Source organism: Deltaproteobacteria bacterium (genome assembly GCA_026388545.1).
Classification (GTDB): Bacteria; Desulfobacterota; Syntrophia; order Syntrophales; family UBA2185; genus JAPLJS01.
In genome coordinates, this window is sequence record JAPLJS010000121.1 from 1 (window position 1) to 9,834 (window position 9,834).

Annotated in this window: 9 protein-coding genes; 7 read left to right on the forward strand and 2 right to left on the reverse strand. The window is 46.3% G+C overall.

The genetic code is table 11. The features are described from left to right. A partial coding sequence (locus NTW12_15305) for an acyl-CoA dehydrogenase family protein (GenBank protein MCX5847698.1) occupies positions 1-630 on the forward strand: 630 nt, incomplete at its 5' end. 72 nt (positions 631-702) lie between these two features. Beyond that, a complete protein-coding gene (locus tag NTW12_15310; protein ID MCX5847699.1) occupies positions 703-2,841 on the forward strand; it encodes a 3-hydroxyacyl-CoA dehydrogenase NAD-binding domain-containing protein in 2,139 nt (712 codons plus the stop codon). 37 nt (positions 2,842-2,878) lie between these two features. Here the strand turns inward: NTW12_15310 and NTW12_15315 are convergent, their stop codons facing one another. After that, entirely contained in the window at positions 2,879-4,450 is a 1,572-nt protein-coding gene (locus NTW12_15315) for a long-chain-fatty-acid--CoA ligase (GenBank protein ID MCX5847700.1), read from the reverse strand. A 275-nt stretch (positions 4,451-4,725) separates the two neighbouring features. Between NTW12_15315 and NTW12_15320 the strand changes: the two genes are divergently transcribed. The 3 genes from NTW12_15320 to NTW12_15330 all read left to right on the forward strand — a co-directional run bounded on the left by NTW12_15320 (position 4,726) and on the right by NTW12_15330 (position 6,359). Then, complete coding sequence (locus tag NTW12_15320) at positions 4,726-5,139, forward strand: PaaI family thioesterase (protein ID MCX5847701.1); 414 nt, start codon at positions 4,726-4,728, stop codon at positions 5,137-5,139. Between the two features lie 223 nt (positions 5,140-5,362). Then, positions 5,363-5,827 (forward strand): hypothetical protein, encoded by a 465-nt coding sequence (locus NTW12_15325; GenBank protein ID MCX5847702.1) that lies wholly within the window; start codon positions 5,363-5,365, stop codon positions 5,825-5,827. 217 nt (positions 5,828-6,044) lie between these two features. Next, positions 6,045-6,359, forward strand: coding sequence for a tyrosine-type recombinase/integrase (locus NTW12_15330; protein ID MCX5847703.1), 315 nt, complete (start codon positions 6,045-6,047; stop codon positions 6,357-6,359). A gap of 585 nt (positions 6,360-6,944) precedes the next feature. On the opposite strand, the gene NTW12_15335 is transcribed toward NTW12_15330, so the two are convergent. Beyond that, on the reverse strand, positions 6,945-7,856 hold the full coding sequence (locus NTW12_15335; GenBank protein MCX5847704.1) for a hypothetical protein: 912 nt from the start codon (positions 7,854-7,856) through the stop codon (positions 6,945-6,947). Positions 7,857-8,095: 239 nt separating this feature from the next. Here NTW12_15335 and NTW12_15340 point away from each other — a divergent pair, with 239 nt between their 5' ends. Continuing rightward, positions 8,096-8,749, forward strand: coding sequence for a hypothetical protein (locus tag NTW12_15340; GenBank protein ID MCX5847705.1), 654 nt, complete (start codon positions 8,096-8,098; stop codon positions 8,747-8,749). Next, complete coding sequence (locus tag NTW12_15345) at positions 8,742-9,608, forward strand: nucleotidyl transferase AbiEii/AbiGii toxin family protein (GenBank protein ID MCX5847706.1); 867 nt, start codon at positions 8,742-8,744, stop codon at positions 9,606-9,608. The genes NTW12_15340 and NTW12_15345 overlap by 8 nt, the downstream gene beginning before the upstream one ends. Positions 9,609-9,834 lie beyond the last annotated feature (226 nt).

A 9,834-nucleotide genomic window follows, 5' to 3' on the forward strand; every position in this document is an offset into this window, starting at 1 on the left:
GACACAAAGGCAACCCCCCCTTACAAGGGCGTAAGCCTGATCTGTGTCGAAGACGGAACCCCCGGTTTTGAAAAAGGCCGTAATCTCGAAAAAATGGGGATGCACAGCCAGGATACGGCAGAGCTCAGTTTTGTGGATTGCAGGGTTCCTGCCTCGAATCTTCTGGGGAAAGAAGGCCAGGGTTTCACTTTTCTTATGCAGAAATTGCAGGGCGAAAGGCTCATCGCATCGATCATGGCTCAATCCATGGCGGAAGCCATGCTTCAGATGACGATTAAATACTCGAAAGAAAGGATGGTTTTCGGGAAGCCCATCAGTTCGTTTCAGCATAATACTTTTAAGATTGTAGAGATGGCAACGGAAATAGAGTTGGGAAGGACTTTTCTCGATGCTCTTATCGAAGACTACATTGCGGGAAAAGATATTGTGATGAGAGTCTCCATGGCGAAGGCGTGGATTCCTGAAATGGCGAACCGGGTGGCCTACCACTGTGTCCAGCTGCACGGAGGCTACGGATATATGGAGGAATACCCGATCTGCCGGTTTGCAAGGGATGTACGGGTAATCCCGATATTCGCGGGTACGACGGAAGTCATGAAAGTGATCGTTGGGAGAATGATGGAGCTTTAAAAATTATTTACACATAACAACTTCCCCCCTTTCATAAAGGGGGGTAAGGGGGGATTTTATAAGGAGAACAACATGGCAAAACTGATGCAATTGAAACTGGATGAAGACGGTATCGCCCATCTGATTCTTGATAATCCCGATGAAAGAGTCAATACCCTGTCGGCACTGTTTGTAGAAGAATTTCTTGAAATCATGGGACAGATCGAAAAGGACAGCCGGATTAAGGGGCTTATCCTGGAAAGCGCAAAACCGGGGGTCTTTGTCGCGGGCGCCGATATCAAATGGCTGAAGGCATTGAAAACCCCCGATGATTGCGCGGCCTTTGCGAAAGAGGCGCACGTGCCCTTTAATCGCCTTGAGGATTTGAAGATGCATACGGCGGCGGCGATTAACGGCGTTTGTCTTGGCGGGGGATTGGAGCTGGCCATGGCGTGCAGGTGGCGGGTTGCCATGGAGCACAAGTCGGTTCAGATCGGACTTCCCGAGGTCAAGTTAGGCGTGCTGCCCGGCGGTGGGGGAACCCAGAGGCTCCCGGCACTTGTCGGCATTCAGAGCGCCCTCACGCTTGCCTGTGCAGGGAAATCCCTCAAACCGGACGAGGCGTTAAAACTGGGGGTAATTGATGCCGTTCTGCCTGCCCAGGGATTTGCCGATGACGCGAAAAAATTTCTCATGGAAAAAATAAACTCCGGGGCCGATTACAGGAGACCCTGGTTTGCCGATGATTACCGTTACGGCATTACGGGGGACGAGAAAAATCCGGAGACGAGGAAAAAAATCTTCGAGGTTGCACGCCAGATGACGTTGAAACAGACGAAAGGTCATGTACGCGCGCCCATGAAGATTATCGATGCCGTGGAACAGGGCGCGGAGAAAGGATTCAGAGCGGGCCTCCAGGCTGAGCAGGCCGTCTTTGCCGAAGTCCTGTGCAGTCCTGAAGCAAGGAGCCTTGTTGATCTTTTCCTTATGCAGAATGCCATGACCAAAGTCTATGGGTCTTCCGACCGGTCCATCAAACCGGCGGACGTGAAAAAAGTCGGCGTCCTTGGCGCGGGGCTTATGGGATCGGGAATTGCTCATAGTATTATAGCTTCCGGCAAGAAGGCCGTCATGAAAGACGTGAGCGATGAAGCATTGAAACGGGGGGTTCAGTACATACGGGGAATCCTGAATCAAGATGTGGAGAAGGGGAGGATGGCCGAATCGAAAGCGGAGGAGATACTATCGCTTCTCCAGGCAACCTTGCACTATGACGATTTCCGTGATGTCGACATGGTTATTGAGGCTGTTTTTGAGGATATGGAGCTCAAACAAAAAACCATCAAAGAGGTGGAAAAATATATACCGAAACACTGCGTCTTTGCATCCAACACGTCGTCACTGGCCATTACGGAACTCGCGAAATCCTCGGAGAGGCCGGAATGTTTCCTCGGGATGCACTATTTTTCACCGGTCAACCGGATGCCGCTCCTTGAGATTATCAGGGGTGCGAAGACATCGGAAAATACGGTTGTGACCGCTGTAGCCGTTGCCCATGCCACAAAAAAACTTCCCATTGTCGTTAACGACTGTTACGGTTTTTACACAACTCGCGCTGTGGGAGCTTACCTCGTGGAGGCCCTTAGATGCTTGAATGACGGCGCCGATGCGAAAACCATCGATGAAGTAATTGTGGAGTACGGATTTCCTGTGGGGCCTATTACTCTTCTCGATGAGGTCGGTCATGATGTGGGCGCCCATGTGACGACAATCATGAAGCAGGCGTATCCTGAAAGATTCTCCGATGACCTCACGAAAGTTACCGTTGCGGGCGGGAGGTTGGGAAGGAAAAACGGCAGGGGCTTCTATGTCTACGAGGAAGGCAGGAAAAAGGGGGTTGACGAGACAGTTTATCCATTGTTCACGTCACGGGTGGACAGGAAATTAACAAGAGAAGAGATTCTGGATAGGATCGTCATGTACCTGCTCAATGAAGTTGGATTCTGTATGGGTGAAAATATTGTGACAAATACCGTGGATGCGGAGATGGGCATGATCTTCGGCATCGGATTTCCCCCGTTCAGGGGCGGCCCCCTTCATGCCATCGATGAGATTGGGGTTGATAGTGTTGTGGAAACCCTGGGGAAGCTCGAAACAAAATGGGGGTCACGTTTCAAGGCTGCGCCGTATCTCGTTTCCGCGGCTCAGGAAAAGAGAAAATTGTTCGGTTAGAAATAAAAAGAGCCGCCTCACCGGAAGATGAGGCGGCTCAGACATGTTCAAGAAAAACAGCGAATTTCCTGCTGCCGAGATGTGCAAGAATGTCCTCTTTCGATACTTTTCCTTTCTGCTCCGGTCTCAGCACCACCAGGGCGATGGGCCTCTCCTCCCATTTCGGATGGCTGACGCCGGTCACAGCGGCATCGAGAACGGCCGGGTGGGAAACGAGTTCATTTTCCATATCTACGGAAGAAATCCATTCGCCGCCGCTCTTGATGAGGTCTTTCACCCTGTCGGTGATCTTTACGTACCCTTCTTCGTCGATCGTGCCCGCATCTCCGCTTTTCCAGTAGCCGTCTGCGGTAAACTGGATTTCCGATCCGGGAGCGTTGTAATATTTCGCCGCAATCCAGGGACCCCGAACAAGTATCTCCCCCGAAGCCTTTCCATCCCAGGGAAGTTCTTTTCCCGATGGATCCGCTATTTTCACATCGAGCCCAACGACGGCATAACCCTGTTTGCGCTTAAGGTCCCACCGTTGTTCCTCCGAGTATGTTTCTTCCAGCCAGGGTTTAAGGCGATTGATGGTAACCAGGGGAGTGGTTTCGGTAGCGCCATAGGCATGGATAATCTCTGCGCCGGTTAAGTCATATAAACCTTTCATCAATGACACGGGGGGCTCCGTTGCGCCGGAGAGGAAACGAGCCCCTCTAAAATCGGGTTTAACGTCCATTTTCCTTATATATTCAAGCATCGGCATGAAGATGGCGGGAGCGCCGTCTCCCACCGTTACTTTTTCACTTACCATGATCTCGACAAGAGGACCCAAATCGGTTGCGGCATACCTTCCGGGGAGCAGAAGCTTTGATCCCGCCATGGTAGCCGCCTGAGGCGTGCCCCAGCCCATGGCATGAAACATGGGAACGATCTGGAAGAAGCAATCCCGGTATGATAACTCCGCACTTAAAGCGATTGCTGCCGAATGGAGATAAACATTTCGATGGGAATAATAGACACCTTTGGGGTTCCCTGTTGTCCCCGTGGTATAACAGGCAGCATAAGCCGATTTTTCATCAAGATTCGGCCATTCAATATCTTCTTTGGCTGCCGCGAGTATTTCTTCGTAACTGTAAACCGGACTTAGCTTCGTTGTGACATCACTAAGTTTCTTGCCCGTTAAAATAACCCAGCCTTTCACCGTTTTACACAGAGGGGCAATGGCTTCCGCTATCGGGATCAGCGTCTCGTCAACAAAGATAAATCTTGCCCCTGCATGATTAACCACAAAACTCAGTTCCGGAGGTGATAATCTCAGGTTCATCTGGAGAAGGACCGCCCCCGAGCCCGGAATGCCGAAATCCATTTCATAGTATCTGTAGGTGTTCCATTCGAGCACCCCGACACGATCACCTATCTTTACCCCAAGATCATACAGGGCGTTGGCAAGCCTTTTGATTCTTGCATATGCGTCCTGGTAGGTATAGCGATGCATGCTGCCATCCGCTTTTCTCGTAACTATTTGCTGTTTGCCGAAATTTCTTGCACCATGCTTGATAAGGTTTATCATGTTAAGCTGATAATCATCCTGTGATGTTGCCGGAAAACCTTTAATAATCTCCATACATTCCCCTCCTTTTGATTTGTCTGTCTGCTGAGAACGCGTTATGTAAATAAATAGGACCCCTTGTGACCGTCAAAATGTATTATAACACACGAATTGAAAGGCCAATATACATTATTGTACCATAGGTGAATAAAATATACACCCCTTTCAACACTTCCTTTCAGTAGTTTCCATTTGATGAAATTTGGAAAATGTGTAATGTATAAAGAACGATCTTTAAATCATTTCCCAACCAAAGTCTTGAGATTCTTAGTTGGGAGAGGAGACCAGACATGAGCACCATGGCGTTCATTCAAGAAGTGATCAAGCCGCTATTTCCCGGCTTAATGGGAATGCAGCTAACTGAAGTCAACCCTGAACGAGTCGTTGCGTCGATGGAGGTTCGTCCCGATCTATGTACCGTCGGAGAGATTCTTCACGGCGGCGCACTTATGGCTTTCGCCGACACGCTTGGCGGTGTTGCAACGTTTGTCAACCTCCCGAAGGGCTCACGCACGACCACCATCGAATCTAAGACCAACTTCCTCGGCGCCGTATCCGTTGGCACGCGCATCATCGGTGAGTGCACTGCATTGCATCGTGGCAAGACCACTATGGTATGGCAAACGCTCGTAAAGTCCGAGAACGGTAAGCTATGCGCTATCGTCATTCAAACGCAAATGGTGCTTTCCGTGGAAAGAGGATAAGTTTAGAGGAAGAGGCAAGAGAGGGGACAATGATTAATGAGGCGGCCCCCATTAATAGAAAGACTGAGGGTATCTTAAATAGTCCACAATTCCTTTTCTATAAACTCTCGCCTCATGCCATGCTTTGGAGGTGTTTTGTCCTTTTAAGTGGAAATATGGCATGGTGATTAAATAAGTATGGCATCAACAAAACGCACACCATTATATAAACAAAGGTGGCATTATGAACCCAATAAAGACTATAGCTGAATGGTTATCAAAAGTGCCGATTGAGATTAGAGCTGAAATTGCTTTCTTTGTGCTTACTTTATTGCCGGATTATCAAATTAAAAAGATCGCAGATACGGAAAATCTGATAGAGAATTTTAATGAGTGGCTTCTTAAAGATACTGATTCCAAGCTTCGCTCCATTGGCAAAGCACTAATGATACGATCATTTATCAATTATACAATATTAACGAAAAGGTTTGAAAAGAAAGATCTGGAGTCAACACAAGAATTATGGAGAGTCGTAAAAAGAGAAGCTGCAGGGAATGGCTTACTGGACATCATTGAACAGATGGAGAAAAATCAGCTACAAATGCCTTTAAGAAAAAGGCATTGGCATCAAACGTTAAATGAATGGATATACCTGTGCGAAGGGCCTCTTAGCGACGAAAATATAGAAAAATGGCAACAAATTGGCTAAGAATTATATGACAAAAGTGAAGCAAGAAATAGTTTCATGTCCAATTTGCAAGCAGCAAAAAAAATGAGAATTAGCTGGTTAATTGTTTATTGTCCTGACCGATCGGAACTTGTCAATGAAAATGAGACACCTCCGGCAACAATTTAGTGTAGCGCCGGTTCGCTATTTGGTAACGCCGGTTTGTTGATCCAGACGGCTGGGGGAAGGACATCAGATTTTGGATTTCCGGAAGTCGTGGGGTTCTGCATGTATCAAGATCGGGAAGCCTGATTTGTTGTTTCATGATCTGAGGCGGAGTGCAATCCGCAACATGGTGAGGGCAGGCATACCCGAACGTGTCGTTATGGAGATTTCAGGGCATAAGACACGGAGTGTTTTTGACCGTTACAACATCGTTTCGCAGGATGATTTGAAGGAAGCAGCTCAAAAGCGCCAGAGATTCAAGGAACTGCAATCCGAGCGGTTACATTTTGGTTACATTCGGCCTGTTTCAGAGGGTAATGTGATACCTATGAGGTCGGCAAGCCGATGAGTGACGGGGCTTTGAAAGCCATATAACGACATTTCCCGCCAAAATAAAAGGGTCCACGGCATCAATTACCGCAAACCCTGATTATTTTTGGTGCCGGAGCCCGGGGTCGAACCGGGATGCCCTTGCGGGCGGGGGATTTTGAGTTTTATCCGGCCCAAAATTTGCTAATTTTTAAACCCTTGATATCCGGTCAGATTTTCCGAAAGTACTAGAAACACATGTGAAAAGCGATTTCTATCTATTCCTGTTAATTCTATCTATTTCTGTCTTTTACCGTTGATTCTATCACAAATTTATCACAATGCTGCGATTGTTACATGTCTTCTGCCGGATGAGGCAGGAGGAGATATTAAAAACTCGTTTTCATGAAATAGATTAACAATGTCAATTATAGATTGTCTAAGTGCTGCATTTAATATTTACTGTGACGTTTCATTTAAAACAGATCCACCAAGTATTGGCGATCCGGCTTCGCAAAATACGTAACCGAATTTATGAACCGCAGTACTTAGTCATTGCGTTCTGAATGGTTCGCATCTGCTATTTAACGTTTTATTTCATCATCTGGTTATCCAGTTGATACACCTATTTTGCTGTAGCTCGGTTGCATGCTTTACAGGATGGCCACCCTTTAGATGGTAGGTTATGTCTATTATCAATAGGGATGGGGGTTTCTTTCTTGCACAAGAGATAGAGATTATCATCTGTGACCTTTGCAATGTAATGGGTGTGCCCGAACATCTTATAAACATATTTATAAGGTTTTGATAAATCAATTATATGAAACATAGCTTTGGCAACTGTACTTAAAATATTGATCTGCTGTAATTTGAGAGAATTTTCAATTTCTTCGAGACGGTTATGTAGTGTATTTTCTAATGATTTTGCCCTTTGTCGGTTTTCTTCCGATTTACATGCTTCTAAATCTAATCTTCTTTTGCGCAGTTCATATTTCTTATTCAACTGCTCCTTGCGTAGCTCCTGCCATTTGCGGGAAATTTCCAGCTTTTTATTAATTACTTCTTTACGAAACTCCCATCTCTTTTTTTTCTCCACAAACATCTCATATTTTTTATTCAGCTGATCCTGGCGTAGCTCTCGCCATTTATGAGAATTTTCAAGCTTTTTATCGCCTAATTTTTTACGAAGTTCCCAATTCTTTTGTTTCTCTAAGAGAAATTCTTTTAAAAAATAAATCGCAATTTGCTTATAAAAATCCTTCGCGATAGATGTGTCCGATTCATTGTTATGCTCGAATTCTGTCGGGATTTTATACCTGTCTAATATATTTTCACCGTGTTCATCAAATTGGCTGATTTCCTTTTTATTGCGGAAATATTCTGTTATTTTTTTATTCTTGGCCTTTCTTATGGATCGATATAACTGATGCATGTCGTCCGGTTCAGTTTCAAGGAGATGAAGCCATACATCTTGGAAAGCATCACTATTTACAGGACAATGCTCACTTATTATTCTTGATATCTCTTCTACCTTCATATTTCCTCCATCATCAGCCATATGATCCGGATAGGCAGATTTTGTTTTAATCAAATAGATTGAACTATAAGATGGTATCTTGAAAAAGATAAATCAAAATTTTATATCAAAAGCCATTACAAGATTGCCATGCCGGCTGTCAATATGAACACAGTATGTCGAATAATTGTCGACATACTGTGCTGAATTATGCTATAAGTGTTCAACCAGGATGATCGAAAGAGTCAAAGGCAACGGAAATGTTTGAAGAACTACGAAGCAAGATAACAAGTGAAGAATTTGACTATCAAGCCCTTCTGAACAGCCTTTGGGAATATGACCGACCACGTGATAAGATCACGGATTTGCTGAGGCAGGGCGCTATTATACGTATAAAGAAGGGTATCTATGTTTTTGGAGAGAGATACAGACGGCAACCCTTTTCCAGAGAGGTCTTGGCAAACATGATCTACGGGCCTTCTTACATATCCCTCGATTATGCCTTGCATTACTATGGCCTGATTCCGGAACGCGTTGAGGCGGTGACGTCGGTAACCTGCAGCCGGGGCAGGCGTTTTTCCACCCCCATCGGTCTTTTCATTTACCGTGGTATTTCCATGAATGCCTATCAGATCGGCATTGATCAAGTGGTACTCGAGGGGGGGCGCACATTCTTGATTGCAGTCCCGGAAAAGGCTCTGTCCGACAAGATCCATGATGACCGGGGGACGGCTGTTCGAACCCAGACGGAAATGAGGGCATATCTGCTGGACAACCTGCGGATTGATCCCGAAAGGCTGGAAAAGCTAAACGCCGACATGCTCTCTCTGATCGCAGATCGTTACCGGTCCCGGAAGATACGGCTGCTAAGCGATCTGCTTCGTAAGTTGGGTGGGAGGAAGAACAATGAATGAAGTGATTGCCCGCATGCTCGACCGGTATGAGAGGAGAAGTGTGGAGGACTATGTGAGGGCCCTTCGGGAAATCCTGCAGGAGATTGCACTGCTCGGCCTCTGGAGGAGCAAGTTCTTCGAGAAGGCCGCATTTTACGGAGGCACGGCTCTCAGAATTCTTTACGGGATCGACCGATATTCGGAAGATCTGGATTTTTCGCTGCTCAAGCCAATGCCTGATTTCGATATTTCACGATATATAAGTGCTCTGGAGCGCGAGGTCCGGTCGTTTGGGTTCGAGGCAAGTGTGACGATCAGAAAGAAGAATGCAGAAAGCCCAGTGCAGTCAGCTTTTCTGAAAGCTGACACACTGAAGCACCTGTTAGTCATAGAAACAGCCGAAGATATTGCCAGGCAGATCCCCCGTGGGCAGGTCATGAAAATTAGAATCGAGGTCGATACTGACCCGCCAATGGGGTTTGACACTGAAAACAAGTTTCTCCTTCAGCCGATCCCATTTTCGGTTAAGACCTTTGTCCTTTCTGACCTATTTGCCGGCAAGATGCATGCTGTTCTCTGCAGGCGCTGGAAGAGCCGGGTTAAGGGTCGTGATTGGTATGACCTCGTCTGGTACGCCGCGCATCACCCGCAACTACATCTCGACCACCTCGAACAGAGGATGATTCAGAGCAGACACATGAAGGAAGGGGACCACCTGACCAAGGAGAAATTCTTCTTACTGACATCAAACGCAATTGATAAACTGGATATAAATCAGGTCAAGAAGGAAGTGGAACCTTTCGTGAAGAACCAAGATGCTCTGCAAGTTTGGTCGAAGGAGTTCTTCAGGGATGTTGTCAAAAGGATTGTGCTGGTCTGAAGGATGTTCTGATCGACATTCTGACCAGATCATTTATTACAGGTTCAAACATGCAAGGCTGAACTGTTTATTTTTCCGTTCAAGAAAAAAGTGCATGTCTTCCTGAAATGTAGCATTGGGGTATTTTCACGGACATACAAGATTTCAAATGGTAAACAGTATCTGATGGCGCACTTTCCATTTGACATCTCAATGGGTATCCGGTAGCCTCCAAAATAATTTTATT

What these genes read in the sequence shown, in the direction of transcription:
- NTW12_15320 (MCX5847701.1), top strand. Translation starts at nt 4,726, where the DNA reads ATGAGCACCATGGCGTTCATTCAAGAAGTGATCAAGCCGCTATTTCCC.
- NTW12_15345 (MCX5847706.1), top strand. Translation starts at nt 8,742, where the DNA reads ATGAATGAAGTGATTGCCCGCATGCTCGACCGGTATGAGAGGAGAAGT.
- NTW12_15340 (MCX5847705.1), top strand. Translation starts at nt 8,096, where the DNA reads ATGTTTGAAGAACTACGAAGCAAGATAACAAGTGAAGAATTTGACTAT.
- NTW12_15325 (MCX5847702.1), top strand. Translation starts at nt 5,363, where the DNA reads ATGAACCCAATAAAGACTATAGCTGAATGGTTATCAAAAGTGCCGATT.
- NTW12_15335 (MCX5847704.1), bottom strand. Translation starts at nt 7,856, where the DNA reads ATGAAGGTAGAAGAGATATCAAGAATAATAAGTGAGCATTGTCCTGTA.
- NTW12_15315 (MCX5847700.1), bottom strand. Translation starts at nt 4,450, where the DNA reads ATGGAGATTATTAAAGGTTTTCCGGCAACATCACAGGATGATTATCAG.
- NTW12_15310 (MCX5847699.1), top strand. Translation starts at nt 703, where the DNA reads ATGGCAAAACTGATGCAATTGAAACTGGATGAAGACGGTATCGCCCAT.